General features: G+C 51.8%; 21 protein-coding genes. 11 read left to right on the forward strand and 10 right to left on the reverse strand.

Annotated elements, in window-relative coordinates; translation table 11 throughout:
• Positions 1 to 18: 18 nt before the first annotated feature.
• Positions 19 to 2325: a thiamine pyrophosphate-dependent enzyme gene (locus tag MKX70_RS20230; protein WP_340840597.1), complete on the forward strand. Its 2307-nt coding sequence runs from the start codon at positions 19 to 21 to the stop codon at positions 2323 to 2325.
• Positions 2326 to 2396: 71 nt separating this feature from the next.
• Here MKX70_RS20230 and MKX70_RS20235 read toward each other — a convergent pair whose 3' ends face one another.
• Genes MKX70_RS20235 through MKX70_RS20250 form a run of 4 tightly spaced genes read right to left on the reverse strand, consistent with a single transcriptional unit; the run spans position 2397 to position 7323 of the window.
• On the reverse strand, positions 2397 to 3155 hold the full coding sequence (locus tag MKX70_RS20235) for an ABC transporter ATP-binding protein (protein ID WP_340840598.1): 759 nt from the start codon (positions 3153 to 3155) through the stop codon (positions 2397 to 2399).
• A 4-nt stretch (positions 3156 to 3159) separates the two neighbouring features.
• Complete coding sequence (locus MKX70_RS20240; RefSeq protein ID WP_340840599.1) at positions 3160 to 5490, reverse strand: ABC transporter permease; 2331 nt, start codon at positions 5488 to 5490, stop codon at positions 3160 to 3162.
• Complete coding sequence (locus MKX70_RS20245; protein ID WP_340840600.1) at positions 5480 to 6643, reverse strand: sensor histidine kinase; 1164 nt, start codon at positions 6641 to 6643, stop codon at positions 5480 to 5482. Before MKX70_RS20245 ends, MKX70_RS20240 begins: the two co-directional genes overlap by 11 nt.
• A complete protein-coding gene (locus MKX70_RS20250) occupies positions 6640 to 7323 on the reverse strand; it encodes a response regulator transcription factor (RefSeq protein WP_340840601.1) in 684 nt (227 codons plus the stop codon). The genes MKX70_RS20245 and MKX70_RS20250 overlap by 4 nt, the downstream gene beginning before the upstream one ends.
• A 269-nt stretch (positions 7324 to 7592) precedes the next feature.
• Between MKX70_RS20250 and MKX70_RS20255 the strand changes: the two genes are divergently transcribed.
• From MKX70_RS20255 to MKX70_RS20270, 4 genes are all read left to right on the forward strand, one after another.
• Entirely contained in the window at positions 7593 to 8630 is a 1038-nt protein-coding gene (locus MKX70_RS20255) for an ROK family transcriptional regulator (RefSeq protein ID WP_340840602.1), read from the forward strand.
• Position 8631: 1 nt separating this feature from the next.
• Positions 8632 to 9843 (forward strand): MFS transporter, encoded by a 1212-nt coding sequence (locus tag MKX70_RS20260; RefSeq protein WP_340840603.1) that lies wholly within the window; start codon positions 8632 to 8634, stop codon positions 9841 to 9843.
• Positions 9843 to 10442, forward strand: coding sequence for a DUF1349 domain-containing protein (locus MKX70_RS20265; RefSeq protein ID WP_042236985.1), 600 nt, complete (start codon positions 9843 to 9845; stop codon positions 10440 to 10442). The genes MKX70_RS20260 and MKX70_RS20265 overlap by 1 nt, the downstream gene beginning before the upstream one ends.
• Before the next feature lie 123 nt (positions 10443 to 10565).
• The gene (locus tag MKX70_RS20270) at positions 10566 to 11087 is read left to right on the forward strand and encodes a hypothetical protein (RefSeq protein ID WP_340840604.1); all 522 of its coding nucleotides are present in this window, start codon (positions 10566 to 10568) and stop codon (positions 11085 to 11087) included.
• Positions 11088 to 11284: 197 nt separating this feature from the next.
• On the opposite strand, the gene MKX70_RS20275 is transcribed toward MKX70_RS20270, so the two are convergent.
• The 5 genes from MKX70_RS20275 to MKX70_RS20295 all read right to left on the reverse strand — a co-directional run bounded on the left by MKX70_RS20275 (position 11285) and on the right by MKX70_RS20295 (position 15735).
• On the reverse strand, positions 11285 to 12103 hold the full coding sequence (locus tag MKX70_RS20275; protein WP_340840605.1) for an ABC transporter permease: 819 nt from the start codon (positions 12101 to 12103) through the stop codon (positions 11285 to 11287).
• On the reverse strand, positions 12100 to 13122 hold the full coding sequence (locus MKX70_RS20280) for an ABC transporter ATP-binding protein (RefSeq protein ID WP_442950490.1): 1023 nt from the start codon (positions 13120 to 13122) through the stop codon (positions 12100 to 12102). Before MKX70_RS20280 ends, MKX70_RS20275 begins: the two co-directional genes overlap by 4 nt.
• A 21-nt stretch (positions 13123 to 13143) precedes the next feature.
• Positions 13144 to 13941 (reverse strand): ABC transporter permease, encoded by a 798-nt coding sequence (locus MKX70_RS20285; RefSeq protein WP_042236977.1) that lies wholly within the window; start codon positions 13939 to 13941, stop codon positions 13144 to 13146.
• Positions 13942 to 13972: 31 nt separating this feature from the next.
• On the reverse strand, positions 13973 to 15013 hold the full coding sequence (locus MKX70_RS20290; protein ID WP_340785575.1) for an ArsR/SmtB family transcription factor: 1041 nt from the start codon (positions 15011 to 15013) through the stop codon (positions 13973 to 13975).
• 206 nt (positions 15014 to 15219) lie between these two features.
• Positions 15220 to 15735, reverse strand: a complete 516-nt coding sequence (locus MKX70_RS20295) for a MogA/MoaB family molybdenum cofactor biosynthesis protein (RefSeq protein WP_042236973.1) — start codon at positions 15733 to 15735, stop codon at positions 15220 to 15222.
• A 181-nt stretch (positions 15736 to 15916) separates the two neighbouring features.
• Here MKX70_RS20295 and MKX70_RS20300 point away from each other — a divergent pair, with 181 nt between their 5' ends.
• The 6 genes from MKX70_RS20300 (at position 15917) to MKX70_RS20325 (ending at position 19968) form a co-directional block, all read left to right on the forward strand.
• Positions 15917 to 16927, forward strand: a complete 1011-nt coding sequence (locus MKX70_RS20300) for a CobW family GTP-binding protein (protein WP_340840606.1) — start codon at positions 15917 to 15919, stop codon at positions 16925 to 16927.
• A gap of 93 nt (positions 16928 to 17020) precedes the next feature.
• The gene (locus MKX70_RS20305) at positions 17021 to 17368 is read left to right on the forward strand and encodes a four-helix bundle copper-binding protein (protein WP_042236968.1); all 348 of its coding nucleotides are present in this window, start codon (positions 17021 to 17023) and stop codon (positions 17366 to 17368) included.
• 214 nt (positions 17369 to 17582) lie between these two features.
• Positions 17583 to 18548 carry an ABC transporter ATP-binding protein gene (locus MKX70_RS20310; RefSeq protein WP_340840607.1) on the forward strand — a complete coding sequence of 322 codons (966 nt, stop codon included), beginning with the start codon at positions 17583 to 17585 and terminating at the stop codon, positions 18546 to 18548.
• On the forward strand, positions 18545 to 19255 hold the full coding sequence (locus MKX70_RS20315) for a hypothetical protein (protein WP_340840608.1): 711 nt from the start codon (positions 18545 to 18547) through the stop codon (positions 19253 to 19255). Before MKX70_RS20310 ends, MKX70_RS20315 begins: the two co-directional genes overlap by 4 nt.
• Before the next feature lie 10 nt (positions 19256 to 19265).
• The gene (locus tag MKX70_RS20320) at positions 19266 to 19448 is read left to right on the forward strand and encodes a hypothetical protein (protein ID WP_340840609.1); all 183 of its coding nucleotides are present in this window, start codon (positions 19266 to 19268) and stop codon (positions 19446 to 19448) included.
• Positions 19449 to 19503: 55 nt separating this feature from the next.
• Entirely contained in the window at positions 19504 to 19968 is a 465-nt protein-coding gene (locus tag MKX70_RS20325; RefSeq protein ID WP_042236964.1) for a hypothetical protein, read from the forward strand.
• A gap of 86 nt (positions 19969 to 20054) precedes the next feature.
• Here MKX70_RS20325 and MKX70_RS20330 read toward each other — a convergent pair whose 3' ends face one another.
• On the reverse strand, positions 20055 to 21314 hold the full coding sequence (locus MKX70_RS20330; RefSeq protein ID WP_042236963.1) for a winged helix-turn-helix domain-containing protein: 1260 nt from the start codon (positions 21312 to 21314) through the stop codon (positions 20055 to 20057).
• Positions 21315 to 21331 lie beyond the last annotated feature (17 nt).

Below are 21331 nucleotides of genomic sequence, written 5' to 3' on the forward strand. Positions count from 1 at the left end.
AGAAAGGTGGAATGAATTGTGGCTATTGATTATGAAAAAGAAGTAGGCTCCGCAAAAGTGGAGCAGAAATTCCTATATGAATCAGGCAATGAAATGGCTGCTTATGCCGCCCATCAGATTAACTATCATGTTATGGGGTATTTCCCGATCTCGCCGTCGACGGAGGTTGCCCAGTTCCTCGATACCATGAAAGCCAGCGGCCAGCATGATATTATGCTGGTGCCTTCCGATGGGGAGCACAGCTCCGCCGGGATCTGTTACGGCGCTTCAACAGCAGGCGGCCGTGTGTTCAATGCTACCAGTGCTCAAGGGTACATGTTCATGCTGGAGCAGTTGCCTGTACAAGCAGGTACGCGGATGCCTATGGTTATGAACCTGATCTGCCGTTCGATCTCGGGTCCGCTGAATATTCACGGTGACCATTCCGACTTGTATTTCGCCCTGAACACCGGCTGGCCGATCATGATGTGCCGTGATCCGCAGTCCGTATATGATATGAATCTGATGGCATTGAAGCTTGCGGAGCATGCCAAGGTCCGCCTTCCGGTTATGGTTGCTTCCGACGGTTATTTCACCTCTCACCAGAAGCGCCGTGTGCAGGCTTTTGCCCACCGCGAGGATGTTCACAAGTTCGTAGGCGAGCAGCCGCCAGTTGGCTTCACAGATACGCTGGACCGCAATAACCCAGTTACTGTAGGTCCTTATATGAACGAACCGGATTATATCAACAACCGTTATCAGCAGTCGGTAGCCATGTACAATGCCGGTGACGTGTTTGAAGAGATCGCAGCGGAATTCGCTGTGCTGACAGGCCGCCATTATCCCATGATCGAGCAGTACCGGATGGAGGATGCCGATGTGGCCGTATTCCTGATGAACTCCGCTTCGGAGATTATCAAGGATGTAGTTGACCAGCTGCGTCTGCAAGGAATCAAAGCGGGAGCGATCTCCCCGAATATGATCCGCCCGTTCCCGCAGAAGCAGATTGCTGAAGCGCTGAAGAATGTCAAAGCCATTACTGTAGGTGACCGTGCGGATTCCGTCGGCGGACACGGCGGCAATATGGTTAACGAAATTAAGGCTGCATTGTTCACCTACGGCAACACTACCACTAAGGTAATCAGCCGTATCTACGGACTGGGTGGTAAAGACTTCTATGCTGAAGACGGCCATCACTTCTTCCAGCTCGCAATGGATGCCGTGGTAGCGGACCGCGTAGAAGTGCCGTTTGATTACTACGGACATAATCCGGGAGCGCCGGAGAATGCGCCTAAGCGTCTGCTGAAGCCGATGAACTTTGATCTGTTGAAGACCGGACTGATTACGGTGAACAAGAATGAAGAAACAGGTAAGCTGGCCGTGAAGATTCCGCCGATCCGCTCCCTGATGAAGAAGCCAAGACGTCTGTCTCCGGGACATGGCGCATGTCCGGGCTGTGGTATTTTCTCCGGCCTGGAGCTGTTCTTCAAAGGGATTGAAGGGGATATCGTAGCGCTGTATCACACCGGCTGTGCCATGGTTACAACTACCGGCTATCCTTATTCGTCACATAAATCAACGTTCATCCACAACCTCTTCCAGAACGGTGCAGCTACGCTGTCCGGTGTGGTCGAAATGTTCTGGGAACGCAAACGCCGCGGCGAGCTGGACGGCCTGGGGCTGCAGGATGACTTCACCTTCGTTATGGTAACCGGTGACGGTGGTATGGACATTGGTATGGGTCCGGCGATTGGCGCTGCGCTGCGCGGCCACAAGATGATTATCGTGGAATACGATAACGAGGGCTACATGAATACAGGTGCACAGCAGTCCTATTCCACACCGCTCGGACACCGTACTTCGACTTCGAGCATCGGCAAAACCCAGCAGGGCAAGCTGACCCAGCATAAGGACACTGCACAGATTATGGCTGCGACCAATATCCCTTATGTCTTCACCGGTTGTGAAGCTTACCCGCAGGATCTGCTGAAGAAGGCTGCGAAGGCTCAGTGGTATGCTCAGAATGAAGGTCTCGTCTATGGCAAGATTCTGATCGCCTGTCCGCTCAACTGGATGAGTGAAGACAAAGACGGTACAGATATCGTCTCCCTGGCCGTTGAGTCCTGCTTCTTCCCGCTCTATGAAGTAGAGCAGGGCATGACCAACATCACGTATAACCCGGAAGACAAGGAGAAACGGATTGAAGTCTCCGCATGGCTGAAGACTATGGGCAAAACGCGCCATCTGCTGAAGCCGGAGAACGAGCCTGCACTGCGTAGCTTCGAGAATGAGGTACAGCGCCGCTGGAGCCGTCTCAAAGCGAAACATGAGCATCCGGATTTGTAAGGCTTAACCTAAGCACCACTATAATTAGCCATCATTCATACCCGCCCGGCAGAGATTCTCTGCCGGGCTATTTAAATACCCACAGCCGCCATCCGGGCGAGTACCTTGTCCCCTCTCGCCTCCATATCCGTGCCGCTGAACTTTGGTAGCGGTAGTTCGGAAACGATACTTCCGTCTTTCGTAAACAGAACCCTGTCAGCCCTGGCCGCGACTTTCGCATCGTGGGTCACAAGCAATATGGCTGTGCCCTCTTGATTAATAACCACCAGCAGCCCCATGATTTCATCCGCTGACTTTGTGTTGAGCGCGCCGGTCGGTTCGTCGGCAAAGAGTATCTCCGGCGCATTCATCAAGGCGCGGCAGATGCCGGCCCGCTGGAGCTGGCCACCCGATACCTCTGTGATATCCCTGCCTTCTAAACCGGAAATCCCCGTTTTCTTCATTAGGGCTTTGGCCTTTTGTGAGATTTCCGCTGTATCCTTGTAGCCCTTATGCACGGCGGGGAGAATAATATTATCCAACAGATTTAAATTTCTCAGCATAGTGGGCTGCTGAAAGACAAAGCCCATCTTTGTCCGGCGAATATCTGCAAGCGCGTTTTCGCGGAGTTTAGATAGTTCGGTATGGCCAAATTTCACCGATCCGCCTGTAATCTCATCCATGCCGCTAAGCGCGAACAACAGTGTGGATTTCCCCGAACCTGACGGCCCCATCACGGCAACAAACTCGCCTTTTGCTATTTCCACTGTTACTCCGTTCAATGCCGTGACCTGCTCCTTGCCCTTGCCAAAGGTTTTCACGATATTTTTGCCTGTGATAATGTTATTCATAAGGTTAAGTCTCCTTAATATGTTCGGAAATTTGTAGTGTACGGATGCCGGAGACGCCCAGCATGGTGGCGTAGATGACGCAACCCGTAATCAGCAGAGGTGAGGCGAGATAGACAAACCATGGATCTACCGTGAAATGGAAGGTTGCTGCGCCAAAGGAAGAGACGATGGCTACACCCACAAGCTCACCCAGCGTGTTTGCCAGAAGCGTTCCGATGAAGACGCCCAGCGCCAGCACGGTTATGGAGCGTGTAAGATACTGCCCGCGAATATCCGCACAGGTGAAGCCCATTGATTTTAGGATGGCGATGGGATATCGGTCTTTCGCTACCAGCATTTTCATAAACAGCACCGTAACCAGCAGTGTAAGCAGGACGGTTGCCAAGGCAGCGACAACGGAAGCCATTTTGATGGAATCCCGTATAGATCCGAGCATCTGCCCAATGCTTTCGTCGATGCCGGTAACCTTGGCGAAGGGCAACTGTTCCCTGTACTGTGATATTGCTGTCTGTACACTCTTACGGTCACGGAACGTGGCGGCCAGCCCAACGCTCAATACCTCTCTGTTGTTTACGTTAAAAGTGGCTTGCGCCGTTCGGCCACCGCTCGTGACATCAGAGTAAATCCCGCACACCGTCAGATGCTTTTCTGCTCCGTCAACGATTAAAATGATGTCATCCCCAACGGCTGTTTCAAGGTCTTCGGCATTGAGGACGGAAAGGGCGATTTCCGATTCTGACTGCGGCGCATGGCCCTTGGAATAGGTGATAGGATAGGTGGAGTAGTCACCAATCGTCACCCGCAGCTTCTCCATCGTTCCGTCGTTCGCTATCCGCTCTAACATTATGCCGGTGAACAATGCATACTTTTCAACATTCTTATCCGCCGCCAGCATATCAGCAACTTCCGCCGCCTTCCCCGTAACGTCCTCCACCTGTGTCCGCATCACCCCGATATTAACATCGCTAATTCCCATCCCCATGTAGGTGATGAAGCGCTCCGCCGAAATAGTGCTGCTGATATTGTGCGGTACAATCATAATGAATGAGGATATGACCAGCACCATCAGCAGGGTGACATACAGCTTTTTCCGGGTAAGAACATCTTTGATTCCAAGAAAGATATTCCGGGAAAAAAGCCTGTTATTGCTCAGCCGGAAGCTTCTGGCAGGTTTCGATTGTTCCGGCGCTGAGCCGAACCGCGCCGCCTGCGCTGCAGATATGTTGCGGAAACGCCGCAACACCCCGTTCACATACAGCATGACAACCCCGCTGATAACTGTGGCCCCCGCAAGACCGCAGAGCAGGCCGGGTAACGGGCTGCTGCTCTCTCCCATATATAGACGGATATTTTGCATGAAAGGAATTTGGAGCGGCAGGGAGGCGAGATAACCCAGCGCGCAGGCTACCCCTGAGATAGCGCCGTATTTCGCAAGGTAAAGCTTTTTAATCTGTGATACCCGTATCCCTATGGCCTTCAGTACGCCTATTTCCTTATAATCCTCTTCAATTTTAGCCAGAAGCGTTAACCGGATGCACAAAAATGCCACGATGATCACGAGGGTGCCTATCAACACCAACACGGCAATGGTTATACCATCTGTAATGCCATTTATCATCTTTACTTGTGGGTAAGTGATCGCGGGGGGGCCGTTCGACGGAAGCCCCGCATTAAGATAGGCTGCCTCGAAAGCAGGGAACGAAACATCCTCCGCCAGCCGGAACTCAATAAGGTTCTCTAACTGTCCGAAATCACGGACTTTATCAAAATCCGCTTGGCTCACAAGGAACCGTTTGGAGCTTACCATCGCCGCGTTCATGATAGAATCCCGTAAAAACCCTGCGACGGTAAAGGAAATGCCATGAATGATCACCTTGTTGCCAAGTGCCGCGTTTCCAGCCTGCCTGTAATAGATGGGGAGATAGATTTCGCCGTCGGCCGGCTGGATGATTTCACCGTTTAAGTTAAGCAGGAAGTCGAATTTCTCGCCCTGTACGGAAAGGCCGTTATCCTGTATGCTCCCGACAAGGGAACCGTCCCCGATGACAATGTCCGCACCTTCAAGGTTAAGGAACTTAAGCACCTGATAGTCCTCTACGCTGTCGTTAGCGTCCGCGAAGCTTCCCAACTGTTCCATATCAATATCGCCTGTGTGCATCTGCATGAAGTGGGGCGCCTTTGCCGAAAGAAGCATATTGTCGATAGCACCGAACAGGTTTACTGTCAGCGATGCAGCCAAAGCAGTCAGCATGGCGGCAATCAGGATAAATGCCGTAATCATCGCGGTAATCAGCTTGCTTTTGCGTATATCATTTTTGATCATTTTACGATACATCTTCATCCCTCAGTCTTTCTGTGTCTTGAAACTTTGAAACTTTGGGGAGACACAGGACAAACATCTTGGTATAGGGTGAGGGGGCGTCCCATACAAAGACCTCACCAGAATGGTGTTCCATCACCTTTTTTACAATGGCTAGCCCAAGTCCTGTTCCACTGCTGGTACTTCTTGAATCACTGCCGGATACAAAAGGCTCGAACAGACTCCCGGCAATCGTCTTGGGGATAGTTGTTCCGTTATCGGCAACATGTATTTCGATACAGCCGGATTCCTCCTTCAGCCCCACGTATAATAAGCTGCCGCTCGGATTATGGCGGATTGCGTTGGTCAGCAGATTGCTGATAGCCCTGGCAATTTCCAGCGAATCCGCCATATGAAATAATGGATGATCCGGCAACCGCAGCTCCAAGTTCATCAGCTTGTTTTCGATTTCACCGAACAAAGCGGCACAAGATGCGCGAAGCAGCTCTACAAGGTCAACCTTGGCAACATTTAACCGGTACTTCGGCGTACCCAGCTTGGAATAGGAAAGCAACTGGTCAATTAATTGGTTCATCTGTCCGGATTTCGCTTGAATCGCCAGATGGTATTCCCGCTGTTTGTCAGGTTCCTCAACCATACCGCTTGCCAAAGCCCCAGCGTATCCGGAAATCGTCGTCATGGGGGTTTTTAAGTCATGGGCAATGTGCGAGAAAAGCCGCATCCTTTCATTTTCCATGGTCATTCGCTGTTCTTCGGAATCTTTCAGCTTTCGCGCCATATAGTTGAAGGCGTCCCGCATGTCCCCAAATTCCGTTTCTGTTTCAAAGTCTAGTATAGTGTCCAGGTGGCCGGCGGTAACTGCCTTGAAGCCTTCTTCCATTTTCTGAATGGGTTCCATGATTCTCTTGTTGATTCCGCGCCCAAAAAGGACAATCCCAATCAGATATACTCCAGCTGTAATAAGATTCCAGAATACTGAAAGTGTGATTTGAAGAGATTCTGTCCCCTCGCCCAGAGGGGAAGACGCCAGCTCCGAGAGATTCATCCCGTTATTCAATGTATACAGACTGAATAAAAACTCCAACACCAGAAGCGTTAGTGCAATTCCGATGGTGTAACCTATGAATCTGTGTATGATGACTCTTTTGAAACTGCGTCTGTTCTTCATGTACGCACCTCCAGACGATAACCTAATCCCCGCACAGTTCCAATGGATACCGCGCCTCCGGGAAGTTTACTGCGCAGCTTGCTGATGGCGACCATCACTGTATTGTCGTCTACGATGGCGGTCTCCTGCCATGCAGCCTCATAAATCTGCTGTTTGGTGTATACACGACCGGGACTTTGCATAAACAGCTTCATTATGTTAAATTCTGTCGCTGTAAGAGGAATTGCCCCGTTGCCAAGGCTAAGAATGCAAGCCGAAACATCCATACACAATGCGCCTGCCGTCAGCAGATCCGCTTCTCGATCCGACACACCTCCGTCATAACGTCGTAATTGAGCTTTGATCCGGGCAGTAACCTCCAAAGGGTCAAAAGGCTTTGTTACATAATCGTCTGCGCCAAGATCAAGCCCCAGAATTTTCTCGTAATTTTCCGTTTTGGCGCTGACGACAATAATAGGAAGATTACTGTGTTCTCTCAGACCTTTAATAAGCTGATAGCCGTCAAGCTCAGGCATCATAATGTCGATAACCGCCAAATCAATCCGTGTGGACGCAGCCCGTTTAAGCGCCTCCAATCCGTTAGCAGCCTGGATTACGGAGTAGCCGTCCTTCTCGATATATAACCGTAGAAGCTCACGGATTTCCTTCTCGTCATCTACAACCAGAATCGTTTTGTTCACGAGTTCACCTCTCTTCCTGTTCATCATATCCTCGGGGTCGTAAGTTCATTATAGTTGCCTTGCCTTTCAGTTAAATATGACTAACCTTAACACTGTCTTAAGATATTCCAGCGATAACGGCTGTCCAAAGCATAATAATATGCAGGGACTCACCGCCGCAGCGTTGGGTGGAGGTGCGTACCGTTATAGCGTTCCTGAAGCCGGAGTTTTCAATTTGTCTATTTATTTAAATACTTTTATAAAGTATTATATTAATGAGGTGAAAGCAGATGCAGAAGATTGGCGGCAACGCTCTGGTCATTCGAGAAGTAAATATTAATCTGGTGCGGCAGGTGCTGAAGGAAAGAGGGCAGGCGACCAAGCGTCAGATTGCCGAGTATTCCGGGCTTAGTATCGTTACTGTAGGAACCGTACTGCAGATTCTGATGGAGCGGAATGAGGTAACTCTGGGTGGGCAGGTTTCCTCAAGCGGCGGGAGACCGTCACAGCAATACATATATAACGAAGAATTCGCTCTAGCACTGATTGTATTTACACATGAAGAACAGAATGTCATCTATATTCACAGAACCATCGTTACGCTTGCCGGTCGCTGCCTGTTTGAAGACAACACGGCTGTTCTGCGAGTTGATCTAGCGGCTTTTGAAACCGTAATAGACAGCTCGCTGCAGATGTGCCCCGCTATACAGGCAATAGGGTTAGGACTGCCTGGTGCTGAAGTGGATGGCAAAATGATTGTGTCCGATTATGATACACTGCTCGGTGTTCCGGTGGCAGAGCATTTCAGGCAGCGTTACGGCAAACCCGTAGTGATTGAGAATGATGTCAACGCTGCAGTGATCGGGTATTGCCGCAGAATGAAGGAGGAGGAAGGTTCAGTTATTTATCTGTATTTTCCCGACCGGTTTGGACCGGGGGCAGGGATCTTTATTAACGGTAAGCTCTATAAAGGCAAACGGGGCTTTGCTGGAGAAGTGGCCAACATACCCTTGGGCATTCCGTGGGGAGATCCCCGTCTGATCTCCTCCTTTGCAGAATTGACTGATGCGATTGCCAGACTGGCGGTAGCTGTCAGCAGTGTGCTGAACCCGGATGCAGTTATCTTGTATGGGAGCTTCCTGAATGAAGGGCATCTGCAGGCGCTTGCGGAGAAATGCGGGGCCCTTCTGCCGGACGCCGCTATTCCGCGGGTGCTGCTCTCAGAAGATTTTGCCGCCGATTATATTCAGGGTATGATTGTGCAGACCTTAGGGACTTTGGAGCAGGGGCTGAAGCTGACGAAATCTGAAGGACAGGGTGGATATTGACATGGCAACAGTATTTTTAATTATTATATATTTGGCGTTTATCAGTTTGGGGCTGCCGGATTCCATGCTGGGCGCAGCCTGGCCGATGATGAGGCTTGATTATGGGGCACCGGTCGATACAGCAGGACTGCTCTCCATGATCGTAGTCGCAGGCACAATTATATCAAGTTTGGCCAGCAGCAGCGTGCTGAAACGGTTCGGGACAGGAATGGTTACTTTTATCAGCGTGGCTGTGACCGCTCTGGCTCTGCTGGGTTTCTCTTATTCTTCCTCTGTAGTCTGGCTAGCGGTGCTGGCCTTGCCGCTGGGACTCGGTGCAGGTTCGATCGACACAGGGCTGAACAACTATGTGGCTACCCATTACAAAGCACATCATATGAGCTGGCTACACTGCTTCTGGGGCGTCGGGGCAATGCTCGGGCCGATCATTATGTCGCGTTATATTGCAGGCGGCGAATCCTGGAGAGAAGGGTACTTCATGGTCAGCATGATCCAGTTTGCCCTTGTAGTGCTGCTGTTCGCAAGTCTCCCGTTATGGAAAAGAGCTGGTAAGAGCAGCAGTCCGCAAGCTGGTGAAAAAGTTCAGGAAGGGCTGGTGGCAGTGCCTGCTACGAATGCTTCTTCCGGTAATGTGCTGCGGATTAAGGGAGTAAAGCTGGCGATGATCACCTTCCTGTTCTATTGTGGTGTTGAGGCGACAGTAGGTTTATGGGGCAGCAGCTACCTTTTGAATGTCAAGGATGTATCCCCAGCTACGGCGGCTGGCTGGGTGTCGCTGTACTACGGGGGAATCACTGCTGGGCGGCTGATTACCGGATTCATTACCTTCAGATTCAGCAACCGTGCGCTGATCCGCGGCGGTCTTCTGATTTCGTTGCTAGGTGCGCTGGTGCTGGCTATGCCGCTGCCTGCTGTCTATTCACTGGTTGCGTTTATTCTGATTGGTCTGGGTTCGGCGCCGATCTTCCCTTGCATGCTGCATGAGACACCGGCCCGGTTCGGGAAAGAGAATTCCCAGAAGATTATGGGTTACCAGATGGCACTGGCTTATACGGGCGGTGCTTTTCTGCCTCCGCTTCTCGGGTGGGTAGCTGCCCGCAGCACTTTTATGATTCTTCCGCTTGTGATGATCGGGTATATTATTGTTATGATGTTAAGTTCTGAGCAGATCAACAGTATGATGAAAAAACGGAAAGAAGAGGTGAGCCTGTAATGAGCATAGTAGAGTGGCAGGATGGAGTATGGAGCAACGAACCGGTGTCCAGCACAAAGATCTCTGGCAAGCTTGTGGTGGAAGCAGCAGAAGGCAGTGATTATTGGCAAAAAACGATGTACGGCTTCCAGCATGACAACGGGCATGCGCTGCTCGCACCTTGGGACGACTCGGAAGCTGTTGAGGTCAGCTTTGTACTGGACGGGTTTACAGGGCTCTACGATCAGGCGGGAATAATGCTGTGGCATAGTGATGACATATGGATCAAAGCCGGAATTGAACTGAATGATGGCGTGCCGCATATCGGCGCGGTTGTGACGGATACGTACTCAGACTGGTCGCTGTCACCAGTTCCGGAATGGACAGGTGAGGTGGTGACTCTACGTGCATCACGGATGAAGGATGCGGTTATCCTTAGGGCGAGAACAGAGAATCATCCTTGGCGGACGATCCGGGTAGCACGTTTTGCTCATGAGAATGGCAAGCAGGCAGGTCCGTTCCTGTGCGCACCAACCCGGCCAGGGCTTCAGGTGACCTTCACCCGCTGGTCAGTCTCAGCCCCGGATATTGATGTGCATACAGATCCACCTGTACGGTAACGGTACTTCGGTCTGGACAGCACGCAGATGTGAATGGCAGCGGTTTGCATATTTTTCACACGCTCAGACATCCTATACCTAACAGGAATGAACCTGAGTGTTTGGAAAAGGGGGCTTTTGGCTATGAAGCGCAGATTAGCAGCCATGCTGGCTACCGCACTGACTGCCGGGACACTGCTGGCGGGCTGTTCCGGGGAGCAGGACAAGAAGGAAGCGGGAAGCTACACGACGCAAGCCTATCAGGATGGTACGATGCTGGCCCTTTCACAAGGGAAGGGACTGGACGGCCGGTTCCGCAAGGAGATGCATCAGGCTTTTGCCAGAGAACAAATTAAGCTGACGGATGAGAAATTTACTGAAGACAACAGCGGTAACACGAGTTATCAGTATCTGATTAACAGCCAGCCAGCGCAGAATATTACCCTGCATGTATTCAGCAGTAAGCCTGAGCGGGTGAGCCGGATTGCAAATTGGTATGGCGGATTGCAGGTATCGGAAACTTCCGGGGCCAGAACAGAGATCTACAACAAGGACAATACCTCGCTCGTCTATACATCCATGGGCAAGGAGAAGGGGAAATACTCGAAGAAGGTAAAGAGCCTCTTCACTGGACTTCTGGAACATTTGGGCACATACGAGCATTAAAAGATCAATTAATATTCACCATTATAGGGATTGATCTTTATGCATGGGTTAGTTTTGGATAGTGATATAGTCAATAAAACCAAAAACCGCCCGCAGAATTAATGCAGCGCTGCTGCTATTAATCTGCGGGCGGTTCTTTATGAGGAAGGTTGTTTTTTCTTGGTGAAGTCCATTTTCCATAGGCTGTGAAGCCGGCGTTAGAACAAGCTCCAATTGCCTTTCAGTCTGGCATGGTGCTCCGCACGGTACAGCACATAACGGGTGCATCCCGCAAGTACTATGCTGCCCACGGCCAGGATGCCAAGAGCCCACCACCAGGTGGCCCCGATGGTGCCGTACAAAGCTCCTCGTACCAGGATTAGGCTGTAGGTCACCGGGAATAGTGTGGAGAGTCCGGTTGCCCAGGCCGGGAAGACCGCTGGGGGGATCCGTACTCCGCCGAATAATTCCATCGGTGTCTGGAAGATATAGTAGAGAAATGAAGATTCACGGGAGAACAGCGACACTGCGCTGAGCAGAGCACCCCAGACCACGGCCGCAACCATAATCAGCAGCAGCGCAAGCGTCAGCGCCGTCCAATTGACGCTTGAAATATCAGACACAAATACAAAGGTCAGCAGGGAGAAGACGGCGAACATCCAGATTCCGTGCATAAGCGAATACAGGGAGCGTCCGTACAGAAAGGCTATTTTGGGAGCAGGTGTAAGGAATACCGTCTCCACAGTACCGTCTTTGCGTTCCTGCTCAAAAATCCAGGCAGCTTCAACCACCGTCCAGAACAGCTGGAACACCAGATACCCGCTGAGCAAAAACAAAGGAATGCGTTCATCCGGTATGATCCGCGAGAGGACGGAGCCTTCCCCGGTCCTGTAGGGCTTCATGGTGTAATAGGAGGTCAGGAAGCTGAGCGCAGGCCAGAATAGCAGGGAGAAGAAGGTTGCCCTTCCTTTCCTGCGGTTCCGGTGCTGCTTGGACAGCTCGGCGGCAATCGTCGTCCATAATCCACCGGGTCTCATGATGCCCGGTCCTCCGACAGCAGAATAATGGCATCCTCCAACGTTGGTTTATCGCAGGAGAAACTGTGGATACGCAGCCCGTGTTCACTTACCCAGGGGAGCAGCTCTGTGATCAGCGTATCAGCTACCGGAGTTTGTACAGAAATCCGGTACGTTGTATCTTCTCCGGAAGAAGTCTGGCTGGCGGCATTCTCTCCGACAACCAGCTGTGCGGGATGCCCAAGCTCAGTCAGATGAGACACCAGCTGCGGACGAAGCTGCTCATCCCATCCGCTTACCTCGAGATGGGCAGATTGAGAACCGGCAATCTGCCGGACAATAGCCTCCGGCTTGTCGCACAGCAGAAGTTCCCCGCGGCTAAGTACGTATACCCGGTCACATAGCTCTTCAACCTCCTGAAGATAATGGCTGGTCAGCAGAATACCTTTACCCTGCTCTTGGGCTAGCGTCCGAACCGTGCCACGCAATTGACGGGCAATCGGTGCATCGAGTCCAAGTGTAGGTTCATCCAGGAATAAGTAGGCAGGGTCATTAATCAATCCTCTGGCGATCTGGAGCCGCTGCTTCATCCCTTTGGAATACTGCTCTACAGGCTGGTCAGCTGCTTCCGCCAGCCCGACTTCATTCAGAAGCCGGGTGCTTTCCATCCGGATTGCAGTGCTGCTAAGACCGTAGAGTCTGCCGAAATACTCCAGATTCTCCCTGCCGGTGAGCCGCCAGTACAGCATTCGTTCACCACCGGGAATCATGTTTACCTTCGATTGGATAGCTTTCCGGTTATCGGCCATGGAGAGTCCATCCACCTCTATACTTCCTGAAGTCGGATCAAGCAGGGTTGAGAGCATGCGGATGGTTGTAGTCTTGCCTGCCCCGTTCAGCCCGAGCAATCCGACAACCTCACCCGGTGCAATGGTCAGGGTCAGCGCTTTGACTGCCGCTTGTATCCTGGTTTCGGAGCGGAACAGACCGAGTCTATGTTTGGTCTGATAGATTTTGGTTACCTCGTTCATGCAGATCACTTGAATATCAGCCTCCTGAGTTTAGAATTTCTCGAATAAACTGCGTTCAACCCGGTTAGTGCACCACAATCCAACTACAATATAGACCAGGCTAAGTAGCAGTGCAGGCAGCATATCCGGAAATGATACCGCGTTACTGGTCAGCAGTGCTCCGCGCAGAAGCTGAAGCGAGGAGGTCAGCGGGAAGATCTCCGCTACATTTTGCAGGGAACGGGGGAGATACTGTCTTGGAAACTGGAAACCGCAGAGCAGGGTAGTTACGGCAAATAGTGTATTCTGTACGATGTATGTATCACGTGTGAACAGCATTACACTGCCCAGCACCAGCGCCATGGCATAGGTAGAGAGAATAAACAACAATGCGCCTAACAGCACGGATAGCAGGTGAGGAGAGGGGAGCCGCAGTCCGGCCAGAATGCCAAAAGCCAGTACAGTGATCAGCACAATGCCGCTGCGGTAAAATTGCTGAACGGCTGTTCCTAGAAAATAGCCATTCCGGCTTGAAGGGGAGAGCAGAAGCGCCTCAAGCGTTCCTTCCCGCCATTCGGTAATCTGCGCCCGCGATACGTTCATCATCATGCTGATGCAGAAAATATTCATAGTACCGCCAATGATGGCAAAAGCCAGATAGTTATTGGTTCCGGTATAGAGTGCGAACCTGTCATCTAAATCGCCTTGTATTAAATAGACATACGAGAAATAAGAGACCAGGACCAGATAAGCCCCTTCAATAATATGCCCTAAAGTGAAGTTCCAGGGAAAAGCCCTGAGATTGGCTCTCTGGTTCCTGAGCGCTGTTGCAATTGCGGTTTGCCACACGTGTGAACAACTCCTTATTCAGGGATCAGCTTCATTGTTCAAAATACTGCCTCTGCAGAACAATCAAGCTGTCGAACGCCTCCTTGTCACTGGAGTAAAACAAATAGTTCCCTTTGCGCTGCGAACTTACGAGTCCGGATTCACTCAGCAGCTTGAGCTGCTTCGATACCGCTGCCTCCGAGATGCCCATTATGGGAGCAAGCTGCTTCGTGCAGTGCGGAGCTTGCCATAGCAGCTTCAGTATGCGCAGGCGCGTCGCATCGCCAAGTCCCTTGAACTGGCGCAGCAGATCCGCCGGAGGCGCTTCGCTGAAGGACAGGCCGGGAATATCGACAGCGAGCGGCAGCACAAGCCTGTCTCCGGTCCAATCGATCAGCAGATGAGGGAAGATGAAGGTGGAGGGAAGTACATAGATCAGCTGTAATTGTTCATATTCAAAATGATAAGTGACCGCCTTTTGTGCAGTGATGGTTCCTTCAGCGGCGTGCAGCCGGGGATGCAGGGAATTCAGCGCCCGCTCCGCAGAACGGGAGACCGAGTCCTGAAACTCTGCGGCTGCAGTATGGATCCATGGCTGGACATACTCCCACTCCTTGCGGAAGTAGTCCTGTTCATAGGTTTCCAGTGTTGTGAACAGCTGTGTGCGTACTTCATTCAAATGCTGCAAAAGGTATCGGGCAGGTTCATCTGGCTGACCTCCGGTCTCGCCGTTTCCCGGCAGCAGTCCATGCTGCCACTCCAGAATGGTGCCGAGAGAAACCTTGCCGTTCAGCAGCACGTGGAGAAGCTCTGTATCAGGCAATGCTTTCAGCTGCCGGATGCCCGCAAGGCTTGACGGGAACGCTCCGTTTCGCCCGGTAAGCATAAGACCCATCCAGCTGTCGGTTAACCGGCCGATAGTATGTATCCCTTCAACCAGCGAAGAAGGCATTACACTTAGCATCTCAACGGCCCACTGCAGGCGTTTGGGGTGATGCTCCGGCTGATGGAGTACATGCAGGCTGCACAGCATTTCATGATAGGGACAGGCAACCGTTTTGATCTTGCGTTGCAATTGTTGGAGTGAGCTCATCTCTTTCCTTTCCGATTAACCATTTAGTTAATCAAAAAACACTTTCGCGTAAAGTGTTCAATAGTATAAGGAGATCTCCAGATGTTGTCAATGCCATTATTGATCCATGCCAAAAAAGGCAAACCTGCAAGCAACGCGCCTCGTTAAAAACGCGGTTGCAGGGTTTGCCTTCAATAAAATAATACATAGGGTGCAGCAATCCGTACTTAGGAGCGCTTATAGATCTCACGCATGACATGGCGCAGCTCAGGAAGGATCAGCCGCTCCATGGCAAGCTTGATTGCACCTGTAGAGCCGGGCAAGGAGAAGACTGCTGTGCTGCCGATTGTACCGGCAATGGCCCGGCTGAGCATGGCAGCGGATCCGATATCTTCGGTAAAGCTGAGCAGCCGGAAAATCTCTCCAAACCCCGGCATCGACTTGTCGAGCAAGGAAGCAACAGCTTCATAAGTGGTATCCCGGGGGGAAATGCCTGTTCCTCCGGTCAGCAGTACAGCTTCGATGCCGGAATGAACAGAGCTTTTGTAGACCAGTTCACGGATATCCTCATAATCATCCTTAATGATCGTGCGGCCGTAAACCGTATAGCCTGCTGTTTCAAGCATATTCTGGATCAGCAGTCCTCCGGTATCGGTCTCCATGGTCCGGGTGTCCGAGACCGTAATGATATAGCAAGCTACTGAATCGGGGGCTTCACGCCGGTGTTCTTCAACGGATGACATGCGAACCAGCTCCTTAATGGTGTTATGAACGGCTTGTAATCCCATGATAGGGGATGGGGCATGCAAAGACAAGTTCAGGCAGCAGCAGGCGGATACCCCGGAAGCTGCAGATGTCTTGCGTAGAGCCGTCCGTTGTAGTACACTCGCTACCATAACTGATTTTTGCGGGGAGCGATTGAACTTGGAACACACATTACCAGTTTACATATTGTCGGGATTTCTCGGCAGCGGCAAGACTACATTACTGCAGCGTCTGCTGGAGCATTGGAAAACGCAAGGCCTCCGGCCGGCGGTCATCATGAACGAGCTTGGCGAGGTTAATCTGGATGGTCTGCTGGTAGAGCAGTCTGTGCCGATGGCAGAGATGCTGGGCGGTTGTATCTGCTGTACCAGCCGGGGCGATTTAAGTACAGAGCTGACCACTCTGGTCAAAAAAGAATCACCGGATGTAGTTGTCATTGAAGCGACAGGCGCAGCGAATCCGCTGGAGATTGTGGACGCTGTTACCGAAACCTCACTTTATCAGCAGGTGGAGCTGAAAGGACTGATCACGGTCGTCGATGCGGCCCATCTGTTAGAACTGTACCGTTCCCAGCAGGGGGCTACCTACCGCCTGATGCAGGAGCAGATCCGCTGCGCCTCCGTGCTTATTCTGAATAAGACAGACCGGATCAGTGCAGAGGAAGCTGAAGAGATCTCGGCGGTGCTGCGCAAATGGAATGCGTATGCAGAGATACTGCCCGCTGTACGCTGTGAGCTGGAGCCGGAAGCCCTGCTCGGCAATATCGGTGGAGTTTATTCGGAAGAACGTGGTGTAACAGAAGAGAAGGAGCATAGTAAACAGGATGGAGATGCCAGGCAAATGCATGCTTCGCATGATCATGTGATGGCATACACGCATTATTTCAAGAATCCGGTGAACAGCGAGGCCTTCGAACGGTTTGTTAAGGAACTACCGCGTGACGTCTACCGGGCTAAGGGAATTGTATCCTTTAACGACACCTCGAGCCGGTTTCTGTTTCAATATGCTTACAGGGAAGCGGATTTCATGAAAATCACCCCCCAGGGCGAGGTACCTGATGTCGCCGTATTTATCGGTGAACATTTCTCTTCCAGCGAACTGCGCACAGAGCTTCTGCGGCTGGAGAAACGTCTGCTGGCAAGACCGGCTGCCGTCAAAAGAAGCCTGTAATACCTTCCCCTGAGTCCGGGGGATTGGTTCGTTCCTTTTCTTGCAGGTTAATACATAGGCATACCCTATAATAATTGCAGGAGGTTTAAGGCTATGACCCGAATTCAATATCAGGAATGCATTGATGCTTGTATGAAATGTATGGATGCCTGTAACTATAGCTATGTCTCAAGCCTGAAAGAATATGATTTGGCAGCACTAAGGGAGACCATCCAGCTTGACCGCGAATGTGCTGATATGTGTTCTTTCGCCATCCAGGCAATGACCCGCCAGAGCCCGTTCGTGGTGGAGATTCTCCGGTTATGTGCTGATATCTGTGAGCGCTGTGCGGATACGAGCAGCAGACATGAGCATATACACTGCCAGAAATGCATTGATGCCTGCCGCAGTGCGGCAATGGCCTGCAGACTGGTAAGCGGAGCTGTTGAGGTATACGCATAATACAGATTTTAAGCACTTCCTTATAAAAAAGCAGGGGCCAGACAGGTGCGGGAATCATTCTGCACCTGTCTGGTTTTTTTGTATCCGATATTCAGTAATCTGCGAAATCCAAAAGGAGAAAAGGAAGCTTCCGGCGAATGTAGTAAATAAAGAACTTTGGCTGCCATTTCGTGCGGCCGTTGCCCTAGCGTAAGTTGAAGGAGGCTATAAACGAATGTTCCTTCAGAGTACAGACACAATTAATATGCCGGAAGATCCGGATGCACGCCCGCTTATTACACTCACCCGGGGAGCCAAGCGGTATGGAGGCCGCCCGGTTCTTCATGAAATATCAATGATTGTCCACCCTGGCACGGCGACGGCGCTCATCGGAAGGAACGGCTCCGGCAAGAGTACTCTGCTCTCCATTCTCGCGGGACTGCTGAGGCTGTCCTCCGGTGAACTTACATACGGCCGTCAAGGGCTGACTACGGGTTATGCGCCCGAAGCGTTTCCGGGACTGAAATTAACAGCAGAAGATTATCTGCACGACATGTGCCGTATTGCCGGGCTCTCCCGGGCGGCAGCGGTATCGCGGGTGAGCGAACTTCTGGATATCTTTAAGCTGGGAGCGTCCCGCAGCCACCCCCTGGCAGGCTTCTCCAAGGGCATGCTGCAGAAGGTCAATCTGATCCAGAGCCTGCTGATCCGTCCGCAGCTTCTGCTTCTGGACGAGCCCATGTCTGGACTGGATCTTCCGGCTCAGCATACTCTGACCGAACTGCTGCAGAGGCTGAAGTCGGAAGGGACGGCACTGGTCTTCTCCGTGCACGAGCCTCAGACCGTACAAGCTCTGGCGGATGCCGTGTATGTACTGCAGGAAGGGCGGATGATCCGGACAATCCATGGAGCAGAGAACCTGCGGACGGTGCCGTCAGTACATATCGTCTACACAGACCTTCCGCCAGTGGAACAACAGGCGGTAAAGGCGTTGCCTGGAGTGCTCCATATGCATCCAGTACCGGATTCTGCAGGTGCAGCCTGTACAGGATTGACTGTAGACCAGAAGATGGCAGATACTTGCCTGCAGCAGATTCTTGCAGCAGGCGGTTCAATTGTTTCGGTTGAACGTCTTGGGGGCTTAAGCGGTATAACAGAGTGGATGGACCCGAAGGAAGAGAACGGGAGTGGATGCGGGTGAAGGCTCTCATCAGATATTTTTTGCGCAGCTACAGTGTCTCCCAGCGGTATTTCGGTCCAATTGCCGGCATTATTATAACTGTGTTAATCTTGTATTCCTATAAGCCTAATCCTGTAATGAACAGCTACTCGGCTACGGCAGTCTTTCTATTTGTAGCCTGCTGCTGGCTGGGGTTAAGCTTTCTGAATCATGAGCATGCGGTACAGAAACAGGTGGTTATCGTCCAGCTCCGCAGTGCCCGCCGTTACAGTATCGGCGGTATTCTTACATTGGGCCTGCTCACCTTGCTGCTGGATCTCTTCATTGTCATCTATCCGGTGGTGACCGTGAGTTTCAATGAACCGGCCGGACTGGACCGGATCCTGCTTGCTTTTACGGGACATGCTCTACTTGGTATGTTGGGTATTGTAGTCTCCCTGTACCTGCAGTCCTCGTGGGTGTCCAGAACCAGCTACGCCGCCGGCTTGATGCTCATCACAATCATTCTGTCCATCAGCGCCAGCAAGGTTGCTGAGCTGGTGCCCGGACCTGTTGTTCCGGTGCTGCTGCCGCCCGTATTTCCGGTGATGGATGCAATGATGAATGCGGATACGCTGCCGGTGTCAACCCTGCTTCGCGCCTATGCCCACGCGCTGGTATACATAATTTTGCTGACCGGATTCTACATTTACCGTTCCGGCCGCATGGACTATAACAAAATAACATGAGCTGTATCCTTTGAACCTGAAGATTTACAGTTTGGAAAAAGTGGCGGAGGAGATATTTGGAGCTGTAGGAGCAGAAGCGACCGCCTTTGTCTACGGATTTCCACCGCGAACAGCGGATAAATTGGAGAAATCTGGAGACGGGCAGCGGCCGGAAGTCCAAATATTCTCAGCAGCAACGGTCATTCCAAAATAGAATTTAAGGTTCAATAGATACAGCACAAATAACCAGATCAAGAACGGGAGGAAAGATGAAGGATACACATGTACCGGAGAGTGAACAATCCAAAGAGCTATTTGCTTATTTCGGGCTGGCCGTTTATTATTGCCAGGCGCTGGAGCAGCAATTGACCAATCTGCTGCTGCTGACCAAGCTGTCACAGGGCAAAACGCCAACCGATGCAGAGATATCAGAATTGTATCAACGCAAGCTTAGCAATTCACTCGGCCAACTCATCAAAGAAATCCAGCATCACTTTCCATTCTCGGAGGAAGAAACGAGTCAGCTGCAGGCAGTATGGAAAGAACGCAACCACATTGTCCATGATTATTTCAAGGAACGGATTCAGGAGACGTTCACTCCGGCGGGACGGGCCCATATGATCCGCGAATTGAAACGGTTTAAGAACAAGGCAAGCAGACTGGAGATTAAGCTGCAGGGCTATTGTACAGAAATGTACAGCAAGCTGGGTCTTGAAGAAGAGCATATCAAGTAACGCCATCCTATCAGTTCATACCAAAGAGACTCACTCTTTACGCAGAAAAACACTGCGGATAAGAGGAGTCTCTTTACGTTGTGCGGTTATTGTGGAGAGGACAGCACGGATTCCAGTTCCTGCAGCCCGCAGGATTGGACAGTTTCCGGCGCAAACTGGATACCGGACGCTCCGGTTGAACGGGCAAGTGAAGTAAGAGCCTTGACGAGCGCGGGAAGCATGTCCGGAACAAGCGATTCTCCGGTTTCCCACCACCAGCGGACAATGGTAAGAATTCCGCTCTTCTTATTCATCACCGGTTCAAGCCGGGCGATAAAGCGGTCGCCATATAGCAGGGGAAGTACGTAATAACCGTACTCCCGCTCAAGCACAGGCTTGTATACCTCCCAGCGGTAATGGAAGCCGAACAGCTGGCGGATCAGCTCTCTATCCCACAGCAGGTTGTCGAGCGGAGCCAGCGCCGCTGCAAACGTAAGTTCCTGTGTGTCAGCGTCCGTAACAGCGGCGTCATCCAGCCGCAGTACCGCTTCCAGCTCCGGGGCATCGGATGTCCGCATGTACAGCGGGAGCTTGATGCCCTCGACCCGTACCTCGCGGAGCTTATCGCTTAGCAGCAGTCGCTGCACGGCTGCTGTCCGCTCCTTGCTCTTCAGGCCGGAGATTCCGAGCCAGCCGTCCCCGGATTTGTTCCATTGCAGCCCGATGCTGCCGATCCGTCGCAGTACATACCAATCATGGTGCTGCTCCATGGTTACATTCGGGTCGCTTGTGCTGAGCAGTCCGGCCGGTAGCAGCTTAGCCGTAAAATCATAATAACGGCGGGTATGCACCCGGTGGTGTATGGAGAGCTCTCCCCAGAAATACATGCTCTCCATTGCTGCCCTGGATAGTCTCGCCGGAGCCCAAGACCAGTCGATCTTCTCTTTGCTCTCCAGATCAAGCGAAGAGAGCGGACCCCGTGAGTTCAGTTCTTCACGGACATGGGTGACCATGGCAGCCATGGCTTCATTGTCCTGATGCCTGGCGGCGGCTTCTCTGCGCCGCTGGAAATAAGGCCAGTCCTCTGTGCAGTAGATCGACATATTCTTGTCCCAGCCGTCAATCAGCAGCCTGTCCTTATAGAGCAGCTCCGTGGCCATTTCCGGCCGGAATCCCGGGAGTCTGGCCTGCAGCACAAGCTCATGATTATGTCCGGCTATACTCAGCGGATCATATTGAATACAGCCCACGTGGCGGACGAATTCGTGGATGCTCATCTTACCCTCCTTCAGTCCTCCCGTGACCAGCCGCTGGTGACGCAGCAGGAACAGCCGGGCTTGCCGCTTGCTCAGACTATAGGTTATCAAGTCCTTCACCCCATCCC

Origin of the sequence: Paenibacillus sp. FSL R7-0312 (genome assembly GCF_038004445.1) — a bacterium.
GTDB lineage: Bacteria > Bacillota > Bacilli > Paenibacillales > Paenibacillaceae > Paenibacillus_AQ.

Coding starts and splice junctions, on each gene's coding strand:
- MKX70_RS20240 (WP_340840599.1), bottom strand. CDS start 5,490: ATGTATCGTAAAATGATCAAAAATGATATACGCAAAAGCAAGCTGATT.
- MKX70_RS20260 (WP_340840603.1), top strand. CDS start 8,632: ATGGCAACAGTATTTTTAATTATTATATATTTGGCGTTTATCAGTTTG.
- MKX70_RS20245 (WP_340840600.1), bottom strand. CDS start 6,643: ATGAAGAACAGACGCAGTTTCAAAAGAGTCATCATACACAGATTCATA.
- MKX70_RS20290 (WP_340785575.1), bottom strand. CDS start 15,013: ATGAGCTCACTCCAACAATTGCAACGCAAGATCAAAACGGTTGCCTGT.
- MKX70_RS20265 (WP_042236985.1), top strand. CDS start 9,843: ATGAGCATAGTAGAGTGGCAGGATGGAGTATGGAGCAACGAACCGGTG.
- MKX70_RS20275 (WP_340840605.1), bottom strand. CDS start 12,103: ATGAGACCCGGTGGATTATGGACGACGATTGCCGCCGAGCTGTCCAAG.
- MKX70_RS20295 (WP_042236973.1), bottom strand. CDS start 15,735: ATGTCATCCGTTGAAGAACACCGGCGTGAAGCCCCCGATTCAGTAGCT.
- MKX70_RS20255 (WP_340840602.1), top strand. CDS start 7,593: ATGCAGAAGATTGGCGGCAACGCTCTGGTCATTCGAGAAGTAAATATT.
- MKX70_RS20270 (WP_340840604.1), top strand. CDS start 10,566: ATGAAGCGCAGATTAGCAGCCATGCTGGCTACCGCACTGACTGCCGGG.
- MKX70_RS20305 (WP_042236968.1), top strand. CDS start 17,021: ATGACCCGAATTCAATATCAGGAATGCATTGATGCTTGTATGAAATGT.
- MKX70_RS20235 (WP_340840598.1), bottom strand. CDS start 3,155: ATGAATAACATTATCACAGGCAAAAATATCGTGAAAACCTTTGGCAAG.
- MKX70_RS20310 (WP_340840607.1), top strand. CDS start 17,583: ATGTTCCTTCAGAGTACAGACACAATTAATATGCCGGAAGATCCGGAT.
- MKX70_RS20325 (WP_042236964.1), top strand. CDS start 19,504: ATGAAGGATACACATGTACCGGAGAGTGAACAATCCAAAGAGCTATTT.